At 64.8% G+C, this 24,169-nt stretch carries 21 protein-coding genes; 7 read left to right on the forward strand and 14 right to left on the reverse strand.

Annotated elements, in window-relative coordinates; genetic code table 11:
* Positions 1–5 precede the first annotated feature (5 nt).
* The 11 genes from I8N54_RS13215 to I8N54_RS13265 form a co-directional block, all read right to left on the reverse strand.
* A complete protein-coding gene (locus I8N54_RS13215; protein WP_140197306.1) occupies positions 6–1,082 on the reverse strand; it encodes an ABC transporter ATP-binding protein in 1,077 nt (358 codons plus the stop codon).
* A gap of 3 nt (positions 1,083–1,085) precedes the next feature.
* Entirely contained in the window at positions 1,086–3,248 is a 2,163-nt protein-coding gene (locus I8N54_RS13220; protein WP_140197307.1) for an ADP-ribosylglycohydrolase family protein, read from the reverse strand.
* 4 nt (positions 3,249–3,252) lie between these two features.
* Positions 3,253–4,098 carry a carbohydrate ABC transporter permease gene (locus tag I8N54_RS13225; RefSeq protein ID WP_140197308.1) on the reverse strand — a complete coding sequence of 282 codons (846 nt, stop codon included), beginning with the start codon at positions 4,096–4,098 and terminating at the stop codon, positions 3,253–3,255.
* On the reverse strand, positions 4,095–5,003 hold the full coding sequence (locus I8N54_RS13230) for a carbohydrate ABC transporter permease (protein WP_140197309.1): 909 nt from the start codon (positions 5,001–5,003) through the stop codon (positions 4,095–4,097). The genes I8N54_RS13225 and I8N54_RS13230 overlap by 4 nt, the downstream gene beginning before the upstream one ends.
* Positions 5,000–5,917, reverse strand: a complete 918-nt coding sequence (locus I8N54_RS13235; protein WP_140197310.1) for a carbohydrate kinase family protein — start codon at positions 5,915–5,917, stop codon at positions 5,000–5,002. Before I8N54_RS13235 ends, I8N54_RS13230 begins: the two co-directional genes overlap by 4 nt.
* The gene (locus I8N54_RS13240) at positions 5,914–6,786 is read right to left on the reverse strand and encodes a carbohydrate ABC transporter permease (RefSeq protein ID WP_197097670.1); all 873 of its coding nucleotides are present in this window, start codon (positions 6,784–6,786) and stop codon (positions 5,914–5,916) included. Before I8N54_RS13240 ends, I8N54_RS13235 begins: the two co-directional genes overlap by 4 nt.
* The gene (locus I8N54_RS13245) at positions 6,779–7,654 is read right to left on the reverse strand and encodes a carbohydrate ABC transporter permease (protein ID WP_140197312.1); all 876 of its coding nucleotides are present in this window, start codon (positions 7,652–7,654) and stop codon (positions 6,779–6,781) included. Before I8N54_RS13245 ends, I8N54_RS13240 begins: the two co-directional genes overlap by 8 nt.
* 33 nt (positions 7,655–7,687) lie before the next feature.
* Complete coding sequence (locus I8N54_RS13250) at positions 7,688–8,980, reverse strand: ABC transporter substrate-binding protein (protein ID WP_140197313.1); 1,293 nt, start codon at positions 8,978–8,980, stop codon at positions 7,688–7,690.
* Between the two features lie 219 nt (positions 8,981–9,199).
* Positions 9,200–10,114: a nucleoside phosphorylase gene (locus tag I8N54_RS13255; protein ID WP_140197314.1), complete on the reverse strand. Its 915-nt coding sequence runs from the start codon at positions 10,112–10,114 to the stop codon at positions 9,200–9,202.
* Complete coding sequence (locus I8N54_RS13260) at positions 10,111–10,515, reverse strand: secondary thiamine-phosphate synthase enzyme YjbQ (RefSeq protein WP_140197315.1); 405 nt, start codon at positions 10,513–10,515, stop codon at positions 10,111–10,113. The genes I8N54_RS13255 and I8N54_RS13260 overlap by 4 nt, the downstream gene beginning before the upstream one ends.
* On the reverse strand, positions 10,509–11,654 hold the full coding sequence (locus I8N54_RS13265; RefSeq protein ID WP_140197316.1) for an SIS domain-containing protein: 1,146 nt from the start codon (positions 11,652–11,654) through the stop codon (positions 10,509–10,511). Before I8N54_RS13265 ends, I8N54_RS13260 begins: the two co-directional genes overlap by 7 nt.
* A gap of 422 nt (positions 11,655–12,076) precedes the next feature.
* On the opposite strand from I8N54_RS13265, the gene I8N54_RS13270 reads away from it, so the two are divergent.
* The 5 genes from I8N54_RS13270 (at position 12,077) to I8N54_RS13290 (ending at position 17,380) form a co-directional block, all read left to right on the forward strand.
* Entirely contained in the window at positions 12,077–13,381 is a 1,305-nt protein-coding gene (locus I8N54_RS13270; RefSeq protein ID WP_140197317.1) for an extracellular solute-binding protein, read from the forward strand.
* A 69-nt stretch (positions 13,382–13,450) separates the two neighbouring features.
* Positions 13,451–14,332, forward strand: coding sequence for an ABC transporter permease subunit (locus tag I8N54_RS13275; RefSeq protein ID WP_140197318.1), 882 nt, complete (start codon positions 13,451–13,453; stop codon positions 14,330–14,332).
* A gap of 9 nt (positions 14,333–14,341) precedes the next feature.
* Positions 14,342–15,262 carry an ABC transporter permease subunit gene (locus tag I8N54_RS13280; protein WP_140197319.1) on the forward strand — a complete coding sequence of 307 codons (921 nt, stop codon included), beginning with the start codon at positions 14,342–14,344 and terminating at the stop codon, positions 15,260–15,262.
* Positions 15,263–15,308: 46 nt separating this feature from the next.
* Positions 15,309–16,352 (forward strand): sn-glycerol-3-phosphate ABC transporter ATP-binding protein UgpC, encoded by a 1,044-nt coding sequence (gene ugpC, locus I8N54_RS13285; protein ID WP_140197320.1) that lies wholly within the window; start codon positions 15,309–15,311, stop codon positions 16,350–16,352.
* Positions 16,349–17,380, forward strand: a complete 1,032-nt coding sequence (locus I8N54_RS13290) for an endonuclease/exonuclease/phosphatase family protein (RefSeq protein WP_231592760.1) — start codon at positions 16,349–16,351, stop codon at positions 17,378–17,380. Before ugpC ends, I8N54_RS13290 begins: the two co-directional genes overlap by 4 nt.
* Before the next feature lie 293 nt (positions 17,381–17,673).
* Here I8N54_RS13290 and I8N54_RS13295 read toward each other — a convergent pair whose 3' ends face one another.
* From I8N54_RS13295 to I8N54_RS13305, 3 genes are all read right to left on the reverse strand, one after another.
* Entirely contained in the window at positions 17,674–19,689 is a 2,016-nt protein-coding gene (locus I8N54_RS13295) for a hypothetical protein (protein ID WP_140197321.1), read from the reverse strand.
* Positions 19,689–20,915 carry an ATP-grasp domain-containing protein gene (locus I8N54_RS13300; RefSeq protein ID WP_140197322.1) on the reverse strand — a complete coding sequence of 409 codons (1,227 nt, stop codon included), beginning with the start codon at positions 20,913–20,915 and terminating at the stop codon, positions 19,689–19,691. The genes I8N54_RS13295 and I8N54_RS13300 overlap by 1 nt, the downstream gene beginning before the upstream one ends.
* Positions 20,916–21,731: 816 nt before the next feature.
* On the reverse strand, positions 21,732–22,124 hold the full coding sequence (locus I8N54_RS13305) for a DUF6880 family protein (RefSeq protein ID WP_331459748.1): 393 nt from the start codon (positions 22,122–22,124) through the stop codon (positions 21,732–21,734).
* A gap of 424 nt (positions 22,125–22,548) precedes the next feature.
* On the opposite strand from I8N54_RS13305, the gene I8N54_RS20365 reads away from it, so the two are divergent.
* Both I8N54_RS20365 and I8N54_RS13315 read left to right on the forward strand, forming a co-directional pair.
* Positions 22,549–22,845, forward strand: coding sequence for a helix-turn-helix domain-containing protein (locus tag I8N54_RS20365; RefSeq protein ID WP_140197354.1), 297 nt, complete (start codon positions 22,549–22,551; stop codon positions 22,843–22,845).
* A gap of 2 nt (positions 22,846–22,847) precedes the next feature.
* The gene (locus tag I8N54_RS13315; RefSeq protein ID WP_140197323.1) at positions 22,848–23,765 is read left to right on the forward strand and encodes an ImmA/IrrE family metallo-endopeptidase; all 918 of its coding nucleotides are present in this window, start codon (positions 22,848–22,850) and stop codon (positions 23,763–23,765) included.
* Positions 23,766–24,169: the final 404 nt, after the last annotated feature.

Raw genomic sequence — 24,169 nt, forward strand, 5'->3', positions numbered from 1 at the left:
CGCGGTCAGAGCCGCGTTCCTCCCTCGGCGAAGGCGAACATCTCGCCCTCGTCGAATTCGAGCATCTGCTCCGTCGCGGCCCGATCGGTACCGAGGCCGCGTTCCTCCATGGTGATCTGGGTGCCGTCAGGCAGCGTCATGTAGGCGTAGGCGACGTTGCCCAGCCGCTCGACGAACTGCCGTTTCGCCGGGATGCCAGTCGCCGTTGCCGGCCGCACATGTTCTGGCCGGATGCCAAGCGTGACGCGTGTTCCGGGCACCAACTGCTTCGCCGACGGTACGGTTATGCGTCGGTCCCCCAGCGCCGGCGCACTGACCGTCAGGCCGTCCGGCGCCACTTCAGCGATCATGCCGTCGATGAAGTTCATCTTGGGCGAGCCGATGAAGCCGGCGACGAAGGCGTTGGCGGGGTTGGTATAGAGGTCGATCGGCGTGCCGACCTGCTCGATCACGCCCTTGCGCAGCACGACGATCTTGTCGGCCAGCGTCATCGCCTCGACCTGATCGTGAGTCACGTAGATCATCGTCGCACCAAGCCGTTGGTGCAGGGCCGCGATCTCGAGCCGCATCTGCACGCGCAACTCGGCATCAAGGTTCGACAGCGGCTCGTCGAACAGGAAGAGCCCCGGCTCCTTCACGATGGCGCGGCCGATGGCGACCCGCTGCCGCTGCCCCCCCGAGAGGGCTTTGGGCTTGCGAGCGAGGTAGTCGGTCAGCTGCAGCGTGTCTGCCGCCGCGCGTGCCTTGGCGCGCCGCTCGGACTTCGACATGCCGGAGATGCGCAGCCCGAAGGCGATATTTTCCCCAACCGTCATGTGCGGGTAGAGTGCGTAGCTCTGGAAGACCATCGCCACGTCCCGCTCCACCGGCGGCAATTGCGTCACGTCGCGCCCACCGAGCGTGATGGTCCCGCCCGACACCCCTTCGAGGCCCGCGATCATGCGCAGCATCGTGGACTTGCCGCAGCCCGACGGCCCGACGAAGACGACGAACTCGCCATCCTCTATGCCGAGGTCGGTGGGCGAGATCACCTCGGTCCCGTCGAAGGACTTGGTGACCCCGGAAAGCGTGAGGTCGGACATGGATCAGGCTCCTTTCCCGAAGGCGCGAACCTCGAAGCCACGGGTCGGAATGGTGCCGCCCTCGATCAGGAAGCCAGCGCCGCCGGAGGCAAGGTGGCCGCATTCGGCACTCGTCAGTTCCGTATCGTCGGCCAGAAGCGTCAGCTTGCGGCCCTCGGCCCTCACCGTGACTTTCACCGTCTGGTTCTCGGCGTAGTCGAAGGGCGCCTCTGCGAGCACGGTCCGGTCGGCATCCCACTGGCGGATGATCTGCACCTTCCCGTGGGCGAGGATTCCCGCGTAGAAGCGGCGATGCCCGCGAGAGCGCACCACGACGCCGGCGGTCTCGTGCAGATCCATCGTCATCCACGCCGTCGCGGAATAGTCGTCCCAGTCCCGCGTACCGGTGGTGGCGAGGCCGAGCTTTCCGGGGTGGGACAGCGCGAAGGTGGTGTCGACGTCGGGCCGGAAATGCAGCGCGGAGCTGACGAAGCTCTTGAGCCAGTAGGTCGAGGTGTCGAATGGCGACATGTTCGGCGACAGGTCGAACGCGCCGCCCATGACGAAGGCCTCGGGCGCACCGGACCAGTCCATCGAGCGGACGGCGATCCGTCCTTCCACGCGACGATCGGATGTCAGCGATAGGCCGATGCGCTGGATCGGAAGGCCGCCGACAGACGGCACTTTCCACGTCAGGTCGTTGTCGCCCTTCTTGAGCGCGATCGGCTCGCCGTCCAGCCGGGTCAGCTTGCCGTCGCCATCGTAGTAGATCACGAAGAAGGCGAGCTCGGGCGTGTCCGACGAGAAGGCCGTGACCCTGGCGGTGACTGTCTGGCTCTCGTAGATCGACGGGCTGGCGAGCACTTCGAAATAGGACGTCTCGGACGCGGCGAGCGGCTTCGGCTCGATGAAGGTGCGGACCGAGACTGAGCCGGAGACGCCGCGCGCAAGCGCGTCGTAGCGGAGCAGCAGGCCGTCGCCGTCGCCGGTCTCGTTGGCGTTCTTCACCGGCAGGATCGCCTGCGGGCCGTCATGCAGTGGGCAAAGTTCCCAGCCCTGCACGGCACCGGGGTATTCCCAGGCGAAGCGAGCCGCCGGGGCGTCGTAGCTTTCACCGTTGAGGGCGGCGGCGGTGGCGCGGATCTTGCGTGTCTCGATCACCGCGTCGCTCATGCAGTCGCCACCGTCGGCACCGACCACGTAGAGCCGGTCCGCCACCGGGCCCCGGAAATCCGGTCCTTGCTCGAACGCCGGAAGACCGAGGCGGATGCCGTTCAGGCAGGCGAGGTTGCCGGCGTTACAATCGGTGTCCCAGCCAGAGGAAACGGCGATCGACAGGCCCTTCTGCACGTCGTCGCCGCCAAGGATGAACGACGCCAGCAGCAGCGTGTGGTTCGGCACCATAGGGCAGCAGCCCGGGTAATGACCGTAGGAGTGGTTCTGCTCCAGCCAGTCCCGCACTTCGCGCCAGTGGTTCGCCTTGGCGCACTGGTTGCGCAGATCGCCGATGATCCGGGCGAGCTCATCGCTCTTGTTGTAACGCAGGCCGAGGTCGAGCAGCGCGTCGATGCCGGTTTCCTCGAAGGCGGCGGCTTCCATCGCGGCCAGCAGAACAGCGGCTTCGATGGCGATGCCGTCATGGCTGACGGCCGCAGCCTCGCGCGCCATATAGGCGGCGCGATCGGGGTTCGCCGGGTTGGACAGCGCCCAAGTGTCGATGAAAATCTCGGATCCGATCGCCTCCGCCATCGCGCGGGAGTTCAGCTCCGCCGAGCCGGAACGCGGCGCGTCGATCCCCTCCTTCAGGCGCAGGTAGGCGGTATGCTCGGTCGAGCGGCCGAGCCCGCCCCACCAGAGCACGGTCTTGTCCTCGATGATGTGGTTCAGCCAGGTGTCGCCAATGGCCTTCGACTTGATGTCGGTCGGGTAGCCGTTGTCTTCGAGCGCGCGGTAGAACAGGAACGTGCCCGAGATGTCGTCGTCGGGAACGATGAGCGGCCAGCCGACCTTGTCGGCGACGTAGTAGTCGATCTCGTCGAAACGCTCGCGGATCGCCTCGTAGGACCACCCCTCCACCGCGCGGCCGAGGTAGACGCCGATCAACTTGCCCAGCACACCGGCGTAGATCTGGTCGGCGTACTTGCCGAGGTCCTCGGCCGGGCGGATCGTTGAGACATGGGTGTTCATGAGGTCATCCCTTGATGGCGCCGGCGGTCATGCCGTCGACGAAGAAGCGTTGCATCGCGAGGAAAAGCACGACGATGGGGAGGATGATGAGCAGGGCTCCAGCCATCATGATCCCCCTGTCGGTGGCCATGACGGAATTCATCGACAGGTAGCCGAGCGTCATCGTGAAATTGGCCTGCCCTTGCTGGAAGGTCGAGGTCACGAGGAACTCGTTCCAGGCCTGCAGGAAGACCAGCGTGCCCACGGTCAGCAGACCGGGCGTCATCAGCGGCAGGATCACCATCCACCAGATCTGGAGCGGTTTGGCGCCGTCCATCCGCGCGGCGTCGTCAAGCTCCACCGGGATCGTCAGCACGTAGGTGCGCAACAGGAAGATGGCGAGCGGCAGGTTGATCGCCGACAGGATCAACGAGGTGGCGAACCAGTTCCCGACAACGCCGAGCGTGGCGTAGATGTAGTACAGCGGGAACATGAAGAGCTGGATCGGGACAGTGACCGCGACGAGGAAGTAGAGGCTCACCAGCCGCCAGCCCCGGATCTTGCGGCGCGCCAGCGGGAAGGCGGCGAGCGAGGCGAAGGTCAGGGTCACGAACACGGTCGAGCCGCAGATGAGCAGGCTATTGACGAGGCCGGTCGTCAGGTCCCCCGTCGACCAGGCGCGCGAGAAGTTGGACAGGTCGAACGAGACCGGCATCGACAGCGGGTTCGCGACGATGTCGGCGTGGCTCTTGAAGCTGTTCAGCACTACGAGGCCGAGCGGCACCAGCGCGCTCAGCACCGCGACAGCAAGGAACGCGCCGCCGAGGTAACGGAAGTTCCGGGCGTGGCGAAGGTGCGGCGCGGCGGTCATTTCAGGGACTCCCGGCTCAGCCAGACGTAGAGGACGGACGCCAACAGCCCGAACAGCGCCATCACCAGCGCGATCGCCGCCGCCATGCCGACCTGGAAGGTGCGAAACGCCTTGTTGTAGGCCATCGTCGACAGCAACTCGGTCGAGTTCGCCGGCCCGCCCCCGGTCAGCAGGTAGACGTAGTCGAAGGTCAGGAAGCTGAAGATCGTGGTCATCGCCACCATCAGCGCGATGGTCGGCAGAATGTTGGGCAACGTCACGTGCCGGAACACCTGCCAGGCGTTCGCGCCTTCGAGGTAGGCCGCCTCCAACTGGTCCGCCGGGGTCTGTCGCATGGCGGCGAAGAAGATCACCGCGAGGTATCCCCAGAAGTGCCAGATATCGACCGCCGCGACGGCGTAGAGCGCGCTGTCGGGATCGGCGAGAGGGTTGGACACGTCCCAGCCCCGCGCAGCCATGAAGCTGACGACGCCCGAGATCGGGTCGAAGATAATGAACTTCCACATGCTCGCGTTGGCGATCGGTGACAGCACGTAGGGCAACAGCAGCACGACCTGGTAGATCGCTGCGCTCCGGCGGCGGGTCATCAGACAGGATGCGGCGACGAGCCCGAGCGCCATGGGAATCGTCAGGAACAGCGCCGTCCAGCGCAAGTTGTTGGCGATCGCCTGCCAGAAGACCGGATCCCAGTTCAGCTCTCGGAAGTTGTCGAGCCCGACCCACCACGGTTCGGAGACGCCATCCCACTCGGTGAAGGCGGCACGGAAGGTGAGGAGCCCGGGTACGACCATGATGCAGAGCGACAGGATCAGCGCCGGCAGGACGAACCAGCCGTAGCCGCTGTCGCCGGGAGCGCGGTCACCTGCCGGACGGCTCAGGCGCGGGATGAGGGATGCCGGCGTCATTGACCCATCCCCTGCAGGTCTCGCACGGCGGCGGTTGCGGCCAGTCGCTCGGCCTCGCCCGGTTCGGCAGGCGGGGGCGGACCATACTGCGCAATGGCGCGAGCAGCAGAGGCGGCACCTGCGCGGGCTGCTGCGTCGAGATCGCCGCCAGTCGCGACGAACCCGGCGAGGAACCCGCCGCAGAACGAATTGCCCCCGCCGGTAACGTCCGTCACCGGGCCTTCGGCGGGACTCACCATGATGGCGCGCGACGCGTCCGCCGCGATGGCTCCGTCGGCCCCCATGCGAAGGACGACGGTCGCCGCCCCTTCCTCTTGCAGCCGTGCGACCACCTCTTCAGGAGCGACCGCACCGAAAATCGCCTCCGCCTCGGCGAGGTTCAGCGAGAAGATATCCACCAGCGGCAACAGCGCGGCGATGTCGTCCCAGAGGTCCGCTCGGGCGGCGTCGCCCTGAAGCTCCCAGAAGATCGTACCGAGCGTGGAGCGACGGGCCGCGAGGTCAGCCCAGAAGTTCGGCCAGAGATCGCGGAAAACGTAGGTCCCGGCGGCGGGGAGGAGCACCGCCGGGGCCTCGGCCACCGTCACCTGCATGCGTTCGAAGTGATCCGGACCGAAATCGGGGCGTTCGGTCCGGTCATCCTCGGCCGCGTAGCTGAGACGGGAGCGGATGGTATGGGCATCGCGTACGACGTGCGCCTCGGGGCGCAGGCCGTTCGTGGCGACGATGTCGCCAAACACCTCATCGAAATCCTCTCCGACCCCGGCGAGCATCGTGACATCGGGCCAGAAGGCACGAGCCCCGAGCGCCGCCCATAGCGCGGCGCCACCGGGCCGGAGGCCCATTTCCGACCCGTCGGAGAGCTGGATGTCGTCGACGATCAGATTGGACGAGATCAGGATGGTGCCGCTCATTTCACTGCACCGGCGGTGAAGCCTTCGACGAAGCGGCGCTGGAACATGGCGTAGAAAATCAGGACAGGCACGGTGAGCGCCGACAGCGCGGCGAGCAGCCGGGGCCAGTCGATCTGGTCACGCTGGAAGAAGTTCAACAGGCCGACCGGCACGGTTGCGAGGTCCGGATCACGCAGGAAGACGAAGGCGAGGTAGAGGTCGTTCCACATCGACATCGACTGGATGATGATGACGGCCAGTACGCCCGGCAGTGCCAACGGCAGGATGACGAACCACAGCACCTTGAGCGGCCCGGCCCCTTCGATCACCGCCGCCTCCTCGAGGTCCGTCGGGATGGCGAGGAAGTAGCTGCGCAGCAGGAACACCGCCATGCCGAAGCCGCCCGCCGCATAGAGGCAGGCCAGCCCGAAGCGCGTCCCGAGGATGCCGAGCTCGCGCATCGTCACGAAGATCGGGATCGTCAGGATGTCCGGCGGGATCATCATGGTGCAGAGTATCAGCCCCAGTACCGCGCCCTGCCCCCGGAAGCGGAATCGCGCCAGCGCGTAGGCCGTCGTGGAGGCCGTGAACATCAGGATGGCGAGGCCCATCCCGACGGTGATGAGGCTGTTGACGATGTAATCGCCGACGTGCGCGATCTCGAAGGCCTCGGAGTAGTTCGCCCAGTTCCACGCCTGCGGCGCGCCCCAGGGGTTCACGTAGAACTCGGAGCGGTCCTTGAGCGACCCCGCGATCACCCAGACCACCGGGCCCATCGCCTGCATTACCGCGATGAGCAGCGCGGCATAGGCCAGCAGCCGGCCGCCGAGCACGCCGGGACGGAACGCCGGTGCGCCGGCGGCGGGGGTGCGCAGCGTCGCGTCAGTCATCGGCGCGCCCTCCCCGAGCCGCCCAGACGTAGAGGAAGCTGATGACGGCGATGATCGCGAACAGCACGAAGCCCATCGCCGCTGCGCGGTCGAAGCGGGAATACTGGAACGCCTCGTCATAGAGGTGGGTGACCATCACGTCGGTCCCGAAGCCGCCCCGCGTCAGCACCCAGACCACGTCGAAGCTGCGGACGAACGCCCCCATCAGCGCCAGCAGAGTGGAGACGAAGATCACCGGCTTCAGCTGCGGCAGCGTGATGTGGAAGAAACGTTGCACCGCGTTGGTGCCGTCCATCCGGGCCGCCTCGTAAAGAGCGGGGTCGATGGACTGCATGCCGGCGAGGAACAGCAGCATGTGCAGGCCCGCCCAGCGCCAGACCTCGACCAGCGCGACGGTGGCGAGCGCGGTCTGTTCGTTCGACAGCCACGAGGTCTGCAACATGCCGAGGCCGACCGCCTCGAGCACTTGGTTGAACAAGCCGCCGAAGCGCGCTGAGGACAGGAAGAAGGTCCAGAAGGCGCCGACGACGATGATGTTGAGCGTGACCGGCAGGAACAGAAGCGTCCGGGCCGCCCGGGCGCCCCGCAACGGCAGGCTGACAAGCGTGGCGAGCGCGAGGCCCGCGACATTCTTGCCGATCACGACGATGATCGCGAAGGCCACCGTATGCCAGAGCGCCTGCCGGAACGATGCGTCCGACAGAACCGCCCGGTAGTGGTCGAGCCCGACCCAGGCGCCGACGTTAAGACCGTCGAAGCGGTGCAGGCTCAGCCAGATGCCGTAGATGGTCGGCACCACGAGAAACACGGCGAGGAGGGCCATCCCCGGAAGGATGAGCGCGTAAGGTATGATGCGTGATCGCAGCAAGGAATGGCCCCCGTCAGGTCTTTCGCCCGGCCGTTATTCTTCCGGCCAGCCGGCCTCGACCATCTCGTCGAACTTGGCCTGCATGTTCTCGGCGGCCTCCTCCGGAGTGATGGTACCGCCCATCATGGACTGGACCTCGTTCTGGATCGTCGTCGTCAGCTCACGCGGCCAGACCCAGTCGAGGAACTTGTCGGCGGGCAGGTAGCTCCGCAGATCCTCGGCGATCGGATCGGACGCGCCTTCCATCGCGACGTGGGATGTCGCGAGCGGCGTCAGCGGGTCGAGCAGCAGGCCCAACTGATCGTCAGACGCCGCGAACTCGATATAGGCGGCCGCCAGTTCCTTGTTCGGAGAGGTCGAAGAAATGCAGAGACCGCTTTCCGCGCCGCCGAAGGCCACCGGCTCACCCGGCTGATCCTCGTACTTCGGGAACTTGAAGACCCCCCACTCGAACGGTGCGTTGACCTCGACCGCCGGAACGTCCCAGGATCCGCCGAAGTAGGCGGCCGCGCGACCGGAGTAGAAGACCGACTTCATCTGGTTCTCGTCCAACTCGTTCGACTGCGGATCGAGCAGGCCGTCCTCGACCCAGCCCCACGTCAGCTGGAGCGCCTCGAGGCTTTCGGGATCGGTGAAGCTGCCCTCCCCGGCAAGCACGGATTCCACCTGGCCGAGCTGGTCGTTGCCGGTCGTCTGGGCAAGTGAAGACATGTAATAGAGCGGCCACATCCAGGCGTTCTTGCCTTGGTGGACGACGGGGATGACGCCCTGCTCTTCCAGCGCGGGAACGGCGGCGACGAACTCCTCGTAAGTGGTCGGCTCCTCGATGCCGGCAGCGTCGAAAACCTCCTTGTTGTAGAAGAAGGTGGTCAGGTTGACGGCCGAAATGGGCACGCCCCAGACGGTACCGTCGATGGTGAAATTCTCCACCGACCCCTCGGTGAAGACATCACCCATACCCTCGACCACGTCGCCGACCGGATCGATCAGACCGAGCCGCGCGTAGGACGTGTTCACCGGGTTGGCGGCGCAGACCACCACGTCGACCTGGTCCCCGGCGAGCTGCGCGTTGCGCAGCCGGGCGAGCCCGTCCGCAATCGTGCCGCGACTGTCGTGAGTGATCTCCGTCACCTCCGGATGGGCTTCCATGAAGCGCGCGTCGAGCTCGTCCGTCACCTCCTGCACGACTTCTTCCGGGGCGCCCGGAGCGAAGGTATCCCAGCTGCTCGGCCCGAAGACGACGAGCGTCTCGGCATGCGCGGCAAGTGGCAGGAGCGCGCAGATCGCGACCGCTCCGGCCAGTTGGGTTCTGAGTGATTTGGTCATTGGCGTTCTCCCTGAAGAACTTGTTTTTGGCCTAGTCGACCAGAGGTCTAGTCTTATATACCTTACAGCGAAAACGTGGTCCCGCAACAAACTCCTGCATTCTCTCCGCTCTCATCCCGGCGACCGCTCAAAATATGTGCGGCTGGCACGACGAAGGGGCGGCCCCTGTCACGGCGACCGCCCCTCCCCATGCGTTCAAGCAGGTCGGTAGCCGTGAAATCAGTCGACAAGTCCCATGCTGGGCAGCCAGCGGTCGGCGCCAGCTGCGGCCGCAGCACGGTCCATACGCGCCAACAGCGCGACGCCTTCGAGCGCGACGTCGACGGCGGCCTTGTGACCCGCGCCCGCGGTGAATTTCTCGCCCGTGGCGATGTTGTCGGCGACCGAGCAGATCGACCCGCCGCGACGTCCGAACAATGTCGCCATCGTCACGATCGCCGATGCTTCGCGGTCACCGTTCAGCACACCGGTGCGGCGGAACTCGTCCACCACCTGCGCGTGATCGGGCCGCATGAAGCCACCGACCGACGGGCGCCCGCCCGACACGATGTCGCTGTCGGCGGAGCGGGTCAGCCCGACGTGATAGGGATGGCCGAGCGTGCGCGCGGCCTCGGCCAGCGCCATCACCACCTCGGGGTCGCAGACCGCCGGCCAGCCGGGGCCGACATAGGCGGCCGACAGACCATCGTCGCGGACGATACCCTTTGCGATGACAAGGTCACCGGGCCGCACGTCGTCATGTGTCCCGCCTGATCCGCCGACCCGGAAGTACGTCGTCGCATCGGTATTCTGGAGGTACTCGAACATCGCGAGCTCGGCTTCGGGGGAGCCGCTGCCACCGCTGACGGCAGTGATCCGCGCGCCCTTGTAGGTGCCGGTCCAGCTCGTGAACATGCCCGTCTGACCGGCGAGGACCGGATCTTCGAGGCGCTCCGACAATTCTGTCGCCGGGTCCTCGTCATAGGCGCAGAGCGGATCGCGCACGAAGAGGAAGACGTAATCGCCGACCTTCGACGGATCGATCCCGGTGAGTGCCGGGCGACCTTCGATCTCAAGCCCCTCGAGGGGGACGTTCTTGTTGTAATCGTAGCTGTCCCAGACTTTGCGGACTGCGGGGTTCAGTTTGCCCTTCATGAACCGATGACCTTCACCTGGACGTTCCGTTTGCGCGGCCCGTCGAATTCCCAGAAATAGATGCGTTGCGAATGGCCGAGCCCGATCTTGCCGCCATCAACGAAAAAAGTGGCGGAATGGCCGACGATCGACGCCTTCACGTGGCCTGCCGCGTCCTGCGGCGTGTCGTGCTGGTGCTTGAAGTCGATGCGCGTCGGCACAAGGCGGCAAATCTCGTCATGCACGTCGTCGAGTCCGAGCGGATCCCACGGCGACACGACCGTCACCGCTGCCGTCGAGTGCGGCACGGACACAAGGAGCATCCCGTCGGTCACGCCGCTGTCGGCCAGCGCCTTTTCGGCTATCTCTGTCACATCGAAGAGACCGCATCTGTCGGTTTCGAGCGGGTGGTTGCTCAGCATTGGTCGAAAGGCTCCTCGATGATCTTGCTGTTGCGAACGAGCCCGGCGCCCTGCGCCCCGGCCCATGGCCCGGTGTGCCCGCGGTAATGCGTGACGCCCCGCACCTTGGCGGCGTGCGCGGCGATCAGGGCGGCGGGCGCTGCGTGAAGGATCGGCGCAGCATATTCGGGCACCTGGGGTACCTTGATAAGCGTGCCGGTGCCTGCGAAGGCGTCGTCGTCCGCGATCACGAGGGTCGGCCGGCCAAGCTGCGCCAAAGCGTTCAAAAGCTCCGTCTTGCGGCTCGCCGCATTGCCTGCGGCCGATGCGTAGAGGATCGCTGGCACCGATGTCGGCTGGTCGGTGAAGTAGTTGAGGTGGTGAAATTCTTCGGCGTCCTGCGCGACGGCGTGGAGGCCTGCGGCCTCCACCAACTTGGCCGCGCCGTAGCTCGCCGAGGCAAACAGCGGCCCGCTGCCGAGCACATCTGCGCTCTGCACTGCCGTCCAGTCGATCGGGGCGGCATCGCACACCTTGGAGGCCGCTTGGAAAGCTGAAGCAAGATCGTCAGAGGTCGCCGTGAGCCGTGCCCGCATCGCCTCGGCGACGTCCATCGTGATGGCGAGCCGCATCTCCGCAATCCGGATTGCGAGATGCAGCACCCCAAGCAGCGAGGCCAGGTAGCTTCGCGTGCCCGGCGCCGGCGGCGCGGACGGGATCGAGATGTCGAGCTGCCGTTCGGCCGCCTGCCCGAGCCGGCTCTCGGCGTTCGCCGTCACGCCCAGCGTCAGCGCCCCGGCCGCACGAAGGCGGCGGATCGCCTCGACAAGGCGGGTCGCCTCGCCCGAGCTGCTGATGCCGATCACGAGAGTCCCGCGCGCGCTGCCACGTCCCGCCGAGAGCGAGCCGTCTAGGTAGCGCGCGGCTTCCATCGCCGGCATCGCCATTGTCGGCACGCCGGTCAGCCCACGCAGCACCGGCGCAACAGCCATTCCCGCAATATGCGAGTCACCCGACCCCGTCAGAACGATCTGGCGAAGCGCGTAGACCTCTTCCATCGAGAGAATCCTGCGGGTGCGGTCAGCCTGGTTCGGCGACTCCGTTGCCACCAGTTCCGACAGGCTTTCGGCCTGTGAAACAAAGCTCTCAAAGTCACTCACGATCAACCTCCGCAGTTCTAGTGGTATATAGGACTAGACCTATTTGAAGTTGATTGGCAAGTCCGTCGCCGGACAAGGCAGGCACCTCCACCTCAAACGCCGCGTTTTTCAGCTATTGGCGAAAGTGGAGCGAGCGATGTTGGCGAGATAGGCCGGCAAAGCCGCAGCGATGGTCAAAACATGGGCTGAGATTGCCCGATCGGCGGCTATTGATCCCTCCGAGACGCAACGAGGGAGGGCTGAAGCCCTTTCCCTCCCCGCCTTCGAATTTCCGCCCGGACCGTCACCGGCCTGTCATGCGTCCGCCGTAAGTGACCGCGTGTGCACTTGCTGCGCATGGACCGGAATGGGGGCCCGACCCGCCTTCCCGAATTTTGCTGTTCAACGGACGCGGGGGACGCGTCCGGGACCGGAGAGACGACATGAAGAACATCCTGATCACGACGGCGATCGCTTCGCTCGGCCTGGTGGCCGGTGCGGCTTCTGCCCAGACCGAAATCACCTGGTGGCACGGCATGGGCGGCCAGCTCGGCGAGGTGGTCAACGAGATCGCCGAAGGCTTCAACGAAAGCCAGGACGAGTACACGATCACCCCGGTGTTCAAGGGCTCCTACGAGGAAACTCTGACCGGTGCGATCGCCGCCTTCCGTGCAGGCGAGCAGCCCAACATCGTACAGGTCTTCGACGCCGGCGCCGCGACCGTGATCGGCGCGCAGGGCGCCACCATCCCGGTTCAGGACCTGCTGGAACAGAACGGCGTCGACTTCAACATCGAGGACTACATCGCCGGCGTGCGCTATTTCTACGCCGACAGCGACGGCAAGATGATCGGCATGCCCTTCAACTCCTCCTCGCCGGTGCTCTACTACAACGAAGACGCCCTGGCCGAAGCGGGTGTCGAAGTGCCCGCGACCTACGAGGAGTTCGAGGAAATCGCCCCTGCCCTGCTGGAGGCCGGTTACATCCCGCTCGTCCAGACGCACCTGCCGTGGGAATTCGTCGAGAACTTCCACTCGCGCCACAACCTGCCGTTCGCGACCAACAACAACGGCTACGACGGCGCCGAAGGCACCGAGATCCTGATCAACTCGGACGAGATGGCCATGCACTTCACCAAGGTGAAGGAATGGCTCGACGCCGACCTGTTCGGCTTCTACGGCACCTCCTGGGACGACAACCAGGCCCAGTTCAACGACGGCGCAGCCGCGATGTACATCGGCTCCTCCGGCGACTTCGGCGGGCTGTCTTCGATGGACCTGCCGTTCGAGTGGGCCTCCACCTACCTGCCCTACTGGGAGAGCATCACCGACGAGGGCTACCAGACCTTCATCGGCGGCGCCTCGCTGTTCGCCATGTCCGGTCACCCGGACGAGGAAAACGCCGCCGCGGCCGCGTTCTTCGAGTACCTGACCTCCCCCGAGGTCCAGTACATGTGGCACCGTGAGACGGGCTATGTTCCGATCACGGAAGCCGCCTATGAGATGGCGCAGGAAGACGGACACTACGATGAGAACCCGGCCGCCGAGACGGGCATCAAGCAGCTGATGCTGCAATCGGGCGAGAACACCGCCGGCTACCGCATGGGCTTCTACGTCCAAATCCGCGACGTCGAGAACCGCGAACTGTCGCGCTTCCTGAACGGCGAGACCTCGATCGAGGACGCCCTGGCGACGATCGAGAGCGAAGGCAACGAGCTGCTCGGCCGCTTCGCGCAGACGACCAACTAAGCCTTTCGACCACAGACCAGCGGCGGCTGCCTTCGGGTGGCCGCCGTGCTCCGTTGCAGGACTGACCCCATGAAACGCGCCGGCTTCGACAATCCCTGGCTACCGATCCTGCTGCTGATCCCGCAGCTGTCGATCATCTGCATCTTCTTCTACTGGCCCGCGTGGCAGGCGCTGCGGTCGTCCTTCTTCCTCGAGGACCCGTTCGGCTTCGGCGAGACCTTCGTCGGGCTGGAGAATTACAAGCGGCTCTGGGAGAGCTCTCAATACATGAAGAACGCGTGGTTCACGGTGTGGTTTTCCGTGCTTGTGACCTTCTTCTCGCTGGCCGTCGCGCTCCTGCTGGCGGTCAAGGCCGACGCGGTGCTGCGCGGCGCGAAGACCTACCGGACGTTGCTGATGTGGGTCTACGCCGTCGCCCCGCCGGTCGCCGGATTCATCGCGCTCATCATGTTCAACCAGAGGTGGGGGCCCCTGACCGAGTTCTTCGCCCAGTTCGGCTGGCAGATGCGGGTGCGGCTCGACTATTTCGACACGGCCTTCGCGATGATCGTGGCGAGCGTCTGGAAGCAGATCCCGGTCAACTTCATCTTCTTCCTGTCGGGCCTCCAGTCGATCCCGCGCGCGGTGCGCGAGGCGGCCCTGATCGATAACCGCTCCGGCATCTCACGGTTCTGGACGGTCACCTTCCCGCTGCTGGCCCCGACCGGGTTCTTCCTGCTCATCATCAACATCACCTACGCGCTGTTCGAAACCTTCGGGATGATCGACACGATCTTGCGCAACAATCCCGGCAACCAGCCGGTGACGCTTGTCTACCAGGTCTATCTCGACGGCTTCCGCGGGCAGGACATCGGCGGCTCCTCGGCGCAGTCGGTGGTTCTGATGGTGCTCGTGCTGGCGCTGACCATCTTCCAGTTCCGGCTCGTCGAACGCCGCATCCATTACACCTGAGGCGACGAGATGACCGTGACCACCCAGACTCCCGACCAGGCCAAGGCTTCAACGCTCGAGGACCGCGCCCCGCGTCACCGCCAGCCGTTCCGCTGGGGGACGCTGGTCAATCACCTCGTACTCATCGCCGGGGCGCTCTTCATGATCGCGCCGCTGCTGATGCTCATCCAGATGAGCACCGTCCCCGACGCCGAGCTCGCCCGCACCGGACCGTCTCTGTCCTTCGGCGACCGATTCTGGCCGAACCTCGACAAGGCACTGTTCGAAAGCATGAGCTTCTCTGGCGAGACGACGGGCCTCAACATGTTCCGCAACTCGATGATCCTCGGCCTTGGCTTCGCGGTCGGCAAGATCATCATCTCGATGATGGCAGCCTACGCGATCGTATATTTCCGGCTGCGCTTCGCGACGCTCGCTTTCTGGCTGATCTTCACGACGCTTCTGCTGCCGCTCGAGGTGAGGATCGTGCCCTCCTACGAGATCACGCAGAAGCTCGGCCTGCTGAACACGTGGACCGGGCTGATCGTGCCGCTGATCGCCTCTGCCACCGCGACCTTCTTCTTCCGGCAGTTCTTCATGTCCGTGCCGGAGGAGCTGGTGGAGGCTGCCAAGATCGACGGCGCGGGGCCGGTGAAGTTCTTCATCGACATCCTCGTCCCGCTGTCGCGGACCATGATCGCGGCGATGTTCATCATCATGTTCGTCTACGGCTGGAACCAGTACCTCTGGCCGACCATGGTCTCGACCCAGGAGGGGAAGTTCACCCTCGTCCAGGGGATCAAGCAGATCACCCAGGGCCTCGAGGGCGGGCACATCCCCGAATACGGACGCTCGAACCTGTTGGCCGTCTTCGCGGTCCTGCCGCCGGTTCTGGTCGTCGTCTTCTTCCAGCGGTGGTTCGTGAAGGGCCTCACCGAATCCGACAAATGACACCCGCCGGTCGCTTGGCGGCCGTGCAGGAACAAGGAAAACAGCAATGGCACGAGTCACTCTGGATCGCGTCCGCAAGACCTACCCGAACGGATTCGAAGCCGTTCAGCCGACCACGTTCGAGATCGAGGACGGCGAGTTCCTCGTCCTCGTCGGCCCGTCGGGCTGCGGGAAATCCACGCTGCTGCGCATGATCGCGGGGCTTGAGGAGATCACCGAGGGGACGCTCAAGATCGGTGACCGCGTGGTCAACACCGTCGATCCCGCCGACCGGGACATCGCGATGGTGTTCCAGAACTACGCGCTTTACCCGCACATGACCGTGCGCCGGAACATCGCCTACGGGCTGCAGAACCGTGGCATCGCGAAGACCGAGATCGCGGCCAAAGTCGATGAGGCCGCGCGGATGCTGAACCTCGGCGACTACCTCGACCGCAAGCCCTCGCAATTGTCGGGCGGTCAGCGTCAGCGGGTCGCCATGGGCCGTGCGATCGTGCGCGACCCGTCGCTGTTCCTGTTCGACGAGCCCCTGTCCAACCTCGACGCCAAGCTGCGCAACCAGATGCGGATCGAAATCAAGGCGCTGCAGCGTCGGCTCGGGGTGACCTCGATCTACGTCACCCACGACCAGGTCGAGGCGATGACGATGGCCGACCGGATCATCGTGCTGAACGGCGGCGTGATCGAGCAGATCGGCACCCCGGCGGAGATCTACCACAGCCCCGCCTCCGTCTTCGTGGCGAGCTTCATGGGCGCGCCGCCGATGAACCTGATCGAGGCGCAGTTCGAAAGCGGCGCTGTGCGTCTCGCCGATGGGACCGCGGTGATGGCCGCGCCGTCGAGCCGCACGGGACAGATCACGCTCGGTATCCGGCCCGAGGACGTGCGCATCGGCGAGGGTGAGACGACCTTCGACATAGCGCTCGTCGAGGAGCTCGGCGCCCACCGGTTGCTCCACGGCAAGGTCTCCGGTCAGCCCTTCACCGCCCACGTTCTGAAGGAATCCCCAATCGAGGCCGGTGTCCACCCGATCACCTTGCCGGGCGAGGCGCTCGCCCTGTTCGACCCCCAGACCGGGGTGCGGCTGTGAGCGGTCTGCTGCCCCGGCACAGCCTCTCGGACATCACCGTCGCCGATGCTCTGCCCGAGGTGACGCCGGCCGAGCGCGACCGGCTGCTGTCGGCGCCCCGCACCGCCGAGGCGCACCGCGCGCTGCTGGCCGAGGTCCCGGCGATGCGGATGGTTCAGACGGGCGGCACACCGACTGCGACGATGCTCCCCGCGACGCCGACTGTCGTAGCCTGGAACCTCGAGCGATGCATCTTCCCGGAGGACAGCGCCGCGCACCTATCCGGACACATGCCCGACATCGTGCTGCTGTCCGAGATGGACCACGGCATGGCCCGCACCAAGCAGCGGCACACGACGGCCGCGATGGCCGATGCCACGGGCATGGCCTACGCCTACGGGGTCGAGTTCTACGAGATGGACCTCGGCGGTCCGACCGAGCGGCCGTATTGCGACGACGACTTCAACGCGATCGGCTGGCACGGCAATGCGATCCTGTCGAAGGTGCCCTTCTCGCGCGTCACGATGATCCGGCTCGACGATCACGGACACTGGTTCTCGGCGGAGGCCGGTGCCGATCCCGAACAGCCGCGCCTAGGGGGGCGCATGGCGCTTGCGGCAGTGGTGGAGACCGCGGGCGGCCCGCTTTGCGTGGTGTCCACCCACCTCGAAAGCAACGCCGGCTCGGAGCACCGGGGGCAGCAGGTAGAGATCCTGCTCGACGGGATCGACGCATTTGCGCCCGGTCTGCCGGTGCTGATCGGCGGCGATCTCAACACCGGCAACCACGTCCCGCCCGACTATGACTGGCGGGCGGAGGCGCTCTTCCCGCTAGCCGAAGCGCGGGGTTATTCCTGGGACTTCACCGTCGATGGCCCGACGACCCGCGCCAGCCTCATCAGCCCGCACACGGAGCGGGTGATGAAGCTAGACTGGTTCGCAGGGCGCGGTTTGGTGGCGCTCGACCGGGCGATCCTGTCCTCGATCTCTGCCGAGGGGATGCCGCTGTCCGACCATGACGCCGTGCTCTGCAAGGTGCGGATGACCTGATGAGCGTCGCGACCGCGCAGTGCCGGGTCTGAGGCCGGGGGAATGGGGCGCGATGCTCGGGTCACGCAAGTTGCGGAGTGTCCCTTCGATTGCGCCACATCGCGCAGACCGACTTCATCGCTACGAGGAACAATTAGACCGTCTTCGCCACGTCTTCCTTGGCGAACCGCCGTCTCGGCTTGTACTTTTCTGATCTGCAACCGATCAGGCGGCACTCCTCTAGGCGGAGAATTGCAGTTTTCTGATCTGGATGCCGACGGCAGCCATTGCCACGTTTGGCTTTAGCCAACCTCTCAGGCATCCTCCGGCTTGCGGTCGGCGGCCCAGCTGGCGATGGCCTGCTCGTAGGCGGCCGCGATCAGCTCGTCCGGAATCCCCTGTCCGAACTCGCTTCTGAGCGGCTCGTCGTGGAAGAGGTAGACGCGGGAGAGGAACGCCTCGAACTCGAGGGAGCCCTCGCCGTAGCGCTCGCCGTAACCGGAGGTCGAGACGACCACGTCGTTGCCCCAGTCCTGCCCGCTGTCGTTGTTGGGATTGTAGAAATAGACGCGCATCCGCCCCGACTGGTCCTCGGCCACCCGAAGGATGGCGATGGCGTGCCAGCCGACGAACCTCTGCTGCGCGTCGGTCACGGCGATGCCGGCCGGTTGTGGATGGCCCAGCGGCCGCCCCCCGTTGTAGCGCGGATGATAGGCGGCGAAGAAGCGGCGGAGGAATTGCTCGTAGGACGCCAGCTTGCCCGTCTCCACGTCCACGGCGACGGCGCAATCGCGTGACACCCACCAGCCGTGGAACTGCGGGTTGATCCACGTGTGCGGATCCCCGGTGCGTCCGGCACAGAGGCGGCCCATCTCGGCATAAATCCGGTCGAGGTGCGAAACGAGCAGAACCGACACCGTGTCGGCGTCGATCGGCCCCGCACCAGCCAGCCCGACCGGCAGGTCGGCGGAATTGATGGGCGTCCCTTCGAACTGCATCTGGAGCGTATCGAACTCGGCCACCTGCGTGATGAGATGCAGCAGGTAATCGGGATCGTTCAGCGCCCACATCGCGATCGCGCGGGCCGACTGGCAGGTCGGATTGGCCCCCTGCCCTACGCCAAGCGGCTGGCCGAGGACCTGAAGGACTCCGGCAACAAGATGGGTCTCTGGCGTCACGGTAGGCCCGAAGCCGAGCGCGATCCGCTCCCGCGCCGCGCCGCGCAGTTGCAGGGACAATTGCCGTTCCAGCGCGGGCAACATCGGTTCGTGATGAAGCACCCCCCGTTCAAGCATCATGGCAAGCCCGTAGACCGCCTGCGGCGTCGCGAGCGAGACGGCGCTGCGCACCAGCTTCTCGATCAGCCCCCGGTAGTGCCGCCAGCAGTCGAGGCCGGTGGTGCCAAGGCCCAGGGCCTCGGGGATCAGGGGACGGTCGTCATGTTCCAGCGCCCACGTCAGGAACGCCGCGTGGTAGTCGGAGACAAGGCCGGTGTCGTGCATCGCACGGGCGAAGCCCATCGCCTCACGCGACAGCCCGGTCTCGTCGGCGACCGAAATGCGTTCGAGGTAGACGGCGAGGCCCGGATCGTCCCGCGATGCGGTGGTCGGCCCGAACAGGGCACTGACCAGCCGTTCGGCGCCGAGCCTCGTGCTGCCGGGTTCGGTGCCCTTCTCGTTCAGGGCGACGGCGATCTGCGCAATCATGTCCTTTACAACGCCGACCTGGATCGAGCGTTGTTCCAGCAGTCGCCAGATCTCGGAGACGAGTACGCTGAGCACATCGTTCAGGCCGATATGATCCGCGATATGCGCCAGCACCCGACGCTTGAGGTCCTGACGGCCGCCGAGCGTCCGCGCTGCCTCGTCCGGCACGCCGAACAGATCCTTCAGGTTCAGCGCCAGCACCTGCGTCAGGAAATGCCGCGCGCCCTCTTGGTGCAGGTTCTCGTGCCGTTCCTCGCCATCCGCGACGGCAAGGAACCGACCGAGGCTTGCCACCTCCAGCGCCTGAAACGCCGGGTCTTCGGCAACCAGCGTGCCCCCGACGAGCTGCGGCATGAGCACTTCCGGGCGATCCCAGTCGGAGCCGCGGAACAGCCCAGCGGCATCCATCCGCGCCGCGCGTTGGCGCACCACGCCCAGCCCGCCGGGCTGCGCGATGATACGGCCCAGAACGTCGAGGACCGGGCGCTGATAGCGCGACTTGGCAAAGGGACGGGCTTGCTCCAGCCGGTCAATAGCCACATCGAGCGTGCCGGAAAGACGCGTCAGCGTGGACGCATCACCCCCGGCCTGCTCCTCCGCTGGGGTGCCATGCCTCACATTCATCAGACGTAGTAATCCAGATCTTCCTGTCTCTTCAGAAGGTCCCGCAAGTCGTGGGCATTGTCACCGAAGAAATAGGCGAGCCCCCAGTGGGTGCCGAAGGCCGACCGTTTTGCGACCTTCTGCTCGCGCGGGTCCGCCAGCTCGTGAAACTCGAAATAGGGGTGATTGGCCGTTTCCTCGGGCACCTCCAGCCGGCTCACCACGCGGCGGCGCGGATAGACGCCGAAGCAACCGGCGTGACCCTTCGCATCGACCACCTCTGTCGGGAAGAAGGCGTCGAGCTCCTCCTGCGTGGTCTTGGGATCGAAAGCCAGCACGAGGCCCTGATAGCCGTTGAAGCCATAGGCGCGCTCGATGAGCTCCAGCGCGTTGAAGCCCGGCGGACGATAGGCGACCTCGCCGAAGTAGAGCTTGTTGTCGCTCGTCAGGAAGTATTCCGGGTGGATGAATCCGAAGTCGATGTCGAAGACCTCGATCAGCTTCTCGATCTCCTCCGTGATCCGCTCGCGGTGCGCCTCGAGCTCGGGCGTGGCAGGCACAAAGACGGAGTAGCCGAGCGTCACGTATTCGGAGATGTTGAGGAACTGGATCTTGCCGTCCTTGATCCATGCCTCGACCGCGAATTCCCAGCCGTCGAGGTGACTTTCGAGCAGCGCGGGGAATTCCTCGTCGGGAATGTTGTCGACGTCTTCGGGCGTGCGGATCACCCGGTGACCGGCGGTGCCGGACTTGTCGAAGGCCTTGAAGTGGATCGGGTCGTTCGGGTCACCGTCGAGCTTCAACAGCGTCTGGTTCACCCGCTTGAGGAAACGGATCACGTCGCCCCGGTCGTGCGCCTCCTCGAAGACACCAACGCGGATGCCGCCCAACTGTGCGCGGCGCTTCATGAGCGACTTGTCCCTGAACAGCATAGATTGACCCAGCAGGCGCGGGTTCTTCATCAGGACGGCGTTGACTGCCCCGGCCCATTCGACGGTTTCCTCGAAGATCGGGATCGCCACGTCGACGCCCATGTCATCGAGCTGATGCGCCAGCTCGTGCGAGCGTTCGTTGAGCCGGTCGAAGTCCCATGGCACAAATGGGATGTCGTTCTGGGTACAATAATCCTCGGCCCACGGCGGCGCGACGACGACATACCTGCGATCGAAGCGGTCGACGGCGTCGATGGCGTTCAGGCTCCAGCCAAGCAGGGCAACGTAGCCCTTGTCCGGGTTCTTGTCGGTCATTGAATGTCCTTTCATCAGGCAGATTCCCGAGGACGAGCGCGCGTCCTGTCCGCTCGCGGACATCGGAAAAGTCCTGTTACGGGAGATGCGACCCCGGCGAGCTGTATCTGCGTCGGTTTCCCTTATTACGTTAGGCCGACGGGGCCGCGTTTCAACTGTCGTAGCGGAATTGGCCAGGAAATCAGGGGGAGCGACGGGCGTCAGAGCCGTCGAGGTCGGGCGCGCCTTTCGGCGGGACGGTGCTTCGAGGAGATGGTGCTGTGACCGCTTGGCACGGCGATCTCGAAGCGACGAAGCTTCCCGTTCGTTTGAGAAGCGCGTCCGGGTCCGCCCCCGTCGGGTTGTCAGCAGACTCGCCCGCCCTTGGCCAGTCTCATGCCTCGGATTTTGTGGGGGCGCTCACGGACGAGGCCGTGGCGGCGCGGCAGCTGACGAGTTCCAGACGCTGGTTAACACGGAGGTCGCCTCCTGAGCGGCGCTGCACAACTCCATCCGCTGGAGATTCGTGGCAAACCCCTGAAATTTTTGAGTTTTCCGCCCAGCAGAAAGGCCGCGCGACTTTCGTCGGCGGCCTGTTCGGTAAAATTGGTTGCGGGAGTAGGATTTAAACCTACGACCTTCAGGTTATGAGTCGTGCCGAACGAACCATGAACAATCGCTCGGAACCGCGAGTTCTTGCGCAATTTCCGACACTTGCCGATCCCGGAGCCGAGGCTCCACTTCGCACGATCTGTCGGGATTGCGCAGCGTTTTTCGGCCTTGTGCTTCCACAATGCTTCCAAGGGGCCGAGACCTGATTTTCCGATAGCACGACCATCAGGCGGCGGTTTGCGACCAGAAGCCAAACTTCCTGCCATGTGCCTCCTTCAGCCGGGCGACGTAGGCGTCGTGCGTCTCGAACGCGCCGAAGTCCGGGATGTCGCCTGCGAGCCGGGCGCAGGAGACCAGGTGCTCGGCGGCATAGCGGTACCGCTTCGCCCGCGACCTGGTGAGCGTGAAGTCGGCCATCGCGCGGAGCACCAGCGTCGCGGCCCGCGGATGACGCTCTGACAGGGCCTCCGCCGCGGGGGCGAGATACTCGTAGTGATCCCCGTCGATCTCCTCGTGCTTGGCCACCAGTAGTTCGGCAGCGCGATTTTCCGCCGGCCAGTCAAGGAAGAATTTCAGGGAGGCGAAGAGGTTAGCCCCCCACAGTAAGCAGTCGCGCAACGTATGAGATTACTGAATTGATCTTTTGCCCAACATCAACGGCAGTGTTGACGCGTTCAACCCGATCCCACGGGCTTGATGCACGCCGTGGAACAGCTGGTACGGAAATCATCCTTGGCTCAAGTCCATCGAATTCTATAGTTCGAATTTTCTTGAACAACGCTTCCAGTCTGTCTCTCTCGCGCCTCAGCTTCTGATCTAGATCGAGTAGTGAATCACGATCCAGTACAGAAATCATGTTCTCGCAAATTTCGTCCACCCGTTCTTGAAGCGATCGAATTTTTGGCCAACGGTTGTCCTCAGCGGCGTTTGTATGATCGCGGCAAAAGTCCTGAATGAGAGAATTTTTCTCTTCGCCACTAAGGTCGTTCGATGAAAGCGATGCAACTAGCGTGGATGCACGGCCACGTCCCTCGGCGCCAAGATCAAGCGCCACCGCCAGGAGAAGGGATATTCGCTCGACAAGCTCGCCGAGCTCACCGACTCGAGCAAGAGCTACATCTGGGAACTGGAGAACCGCGACATCCGCAAGCCCTCCGGCGAAAAGCTGACCCGCATCGCCCAGGCCCTGGAGGTCACCACTGACTATCTGCTCGACGACACGGCGGAACCCGGTGACGAGGTTCTGAGAGAGGCGTTCTTCCGAAAGTTCAGCAAGCTCAAGCCGGAGGATCAGGAGAAGATACAGCAGATGATCGACATGTGGGGGAAGAAGGATTGAGCTTGCCCACGACGCCGCAGGGTTGGGCCATCCGCCTGACGCAGATCCTGTCGCTGCATATGGCAGCACACGGCCTGCCGCGGTTCCCGGTGGACGTGGCGGCGTTGGCGCAGGATTTCTCGCGGCAGGTCTTTCCAGATGCGCCGATCTCGATGGTCGGCGGCCTAAATCTGTCCAAGGGCGTCGAGGGCATGCTCATGCCGCGCCCGGATGGCTCTGGCGAATGGGGCATCATCTACAACGGGTCCATCCGGTCCGCCGGGCGGCGCAACTTCACACTGGCCCACGAGCTGGGCCACTACCTCCTGCATCGGCAGGATCATCCCGGCGGGCTCCAATGCACCAACCGGAACATGGCCGATTGGGATGGTGCTCGGAACAGGATCGAGGCGGAAGCGAACACCTTCGCCTCCTATCTCCTGATGCCGCTCGACGATTTCCGCGCGCAGATCAAGGGACGCGCGATCGACATCGACGTGATGACCGAGTTGGCCGACCGCTATGCCGTGTCGCTGACCGCGGCGACCCTGAAATGGATGACCATCACCGACAAGCGCGCCATGATCGTCGTCGGTAAGGAGGGTTTCATCGACTGGGCCTGGTCGAGCCAGCCCCTGCTCAGGTCCGGGATCTTCTACGCCGCGCGGCAGACCGTGATTGAGCTTCCTCCAGGGTCACTGGCCGCCCGTGAAGTGGACGGGGACACCGGCCGCTATGGTGAGCGTCACGAACCGGGCGTTTGGCTGGGGAATGAACCCGTCCACGAGATGACCGTGTTTTCGCCCAGCAATGAGATGATGACCATCTCCTTGCTCATCTATCCCGACCGAGCGCCGTTCCGCTGGGAAGCAGTCGAACTCGAGGAAGAGCCCCCACAGGATACGTTCGAGAGATTCATGGCAGGTAAAGCAGGAGGCTAATCATGAGCCATGACGATTTTCTCGGCGAGAAGGGCCGCTGTACCGAGGCGGACTTAAGCGCGGCGAGGATCACGATGACCCAGCACGCCAGCGCCAAGAATCTCCAGCTCCCAACAAGCCGGACTACACAGACTCCCTGCCCCATAAGCGCCTTCTCCCTCTCGCGAAAAGGGCACGCACAGCGATTAGCAAGTACTTGGTCTATCTCGCGGGACGCGAGCGAACACAAAAGGACAAGTATATTGCCGTCAGCACATCTACGGCGACAGCACGAACATCTTTGACTAACGAAAGGGCGGACAAGTATGGCAGCGATGTTTCACCTAACGGCGCGCGTCGCCTGGCACGATGCCCGTTGGAACGGGACCGTCTGTCGCCAGCCATCGTGCAATTCCTTCTGCACC

Source organism: Pelagovum pacificum (assembly GCF_016134045.1).
In the GTDB taxonomy this organism is placed as follows: domain Bacteria; phylum Pseudomonadota; class Alphaproteobacteria; order Rhodobacterales; family Rhodobacteraceae; genus Oceanicola; species Oceanicola pacificus_A.

What these genes read in the sequence shown, in the direction of transcription:
- I8N54_RS13215 (WP_140197306.1), bottom strand. Translation starts at nt 1,082, where the DNA reads ATGTCCGACCTCACGCTTTCCGGGGTCACCAAGTCCTTCGACGGGACC.
- I8N54_RS13220 (WP_140197307.1), bottom strand. Translation starts at nt 3,248, where the DNA reads ATGAACACCCATGTCTCAACGATCCGCCCGGCCGAGGACCTCGGCAAG.
- I8N54_RS13225 (WP_140197308.1), bottom strand. Translation starts at nt 4,098, where the DNA reads ATGACCGCCGCGCCGCACCTTCGCCACGCCCGGAACTTCCGTTACCTC.
- I8N54_RS13230 (WP_140197309.1), bottom strand. Translation starts at nt 5,003, where the DNA reads ATGACGCCGGCATCCCTCATCCCGCGCCTGAGCCGTCCGGCAGGTGAC.
- I8N54_RS13235 (WP_140197310.1), bottom strand. Translation starts at nt 5,917, where the DNA reads ATGAGCGGCACCATCCTGATCTCGTCCAATCTGATCGTCGACGACATC.
- I8N54_RS13240 (WP_197097670.1), bottom strand. Translation starts at nt 6,786, where the DNA reads ATGACTGACGCGACGCTGCGCACCCCCGCCGCCGGCGCACCGGCGTTC.
- I8N54_RS13250 (WP_140197313.1), bottom strand. Translation starts at nt 8,980, where the DNA reads ATGACCAAATCACTCAGAACCCAACTGGCCGGAGCGGTCGCGATCTGC.
- I8N54_RS13255 (WP_140197314.1), bottom strand. Translation starts at nt 10,114, where the DNA reads ATGAAGGGCAAACTGAACCCCGCAGTCCGCAAAGTCTGGGACAGCTAC.
- I8N54_RS13260 (WP_140197315.1), bottom strand. Translation starts at nt 10,515, where the DNA reads ATGCTGAGCAACCACCCGCTCGAAACCGACAGATGCGGTCTCTTCGAT.
- I8N54_RS13270 (WP_140197317.1), top strand. Translation starts at nt 12,077, where the DNA reads ATGAAGAACATCCTGATCACGACGGCGATCGCTTCGCTCGGCCTGGTG.
- I8N54_RS13275 (WP_140197318.1), top strand. Translation starts at nt 13,451, where the DNA reads ATGAAACGCGCCGGCTTCGACAATCCCTGGCTACCGATCCTGCTGCTG.
- I8N54_RS13280 (WP_140197319.1), top strand. Translation starts at nt 14,342, where the DNA reads ATGACCGTGACCACCCAGACTCCCGACCAGGCCAAGGCTTCAACGCTC.
- ugpC (WP_140197320.1), top strand. Translation starts at nt 15,309, where the DNA reads ATGGCACGAGTCACTCTGGATCGCGTCCGCAAGACCTACCCGAACGGA.
- I8N54_RS13295 (WP_140197321.1), bottom strand. Translation starts at nt 19,689, where the DNA reads ATGAATGTGAGGCATGGCACCCCAGCGGAGGAGCAGGCCGGGGGTGAT.
- I8N54_RS13300 (WP_140197322.1), bottom strand. Translation starts at nt 20,915, where the DNA reads ATGACCGACAAGAACCCGGACAAGGGCTACGTTGCCCTGCTTGGCTGG.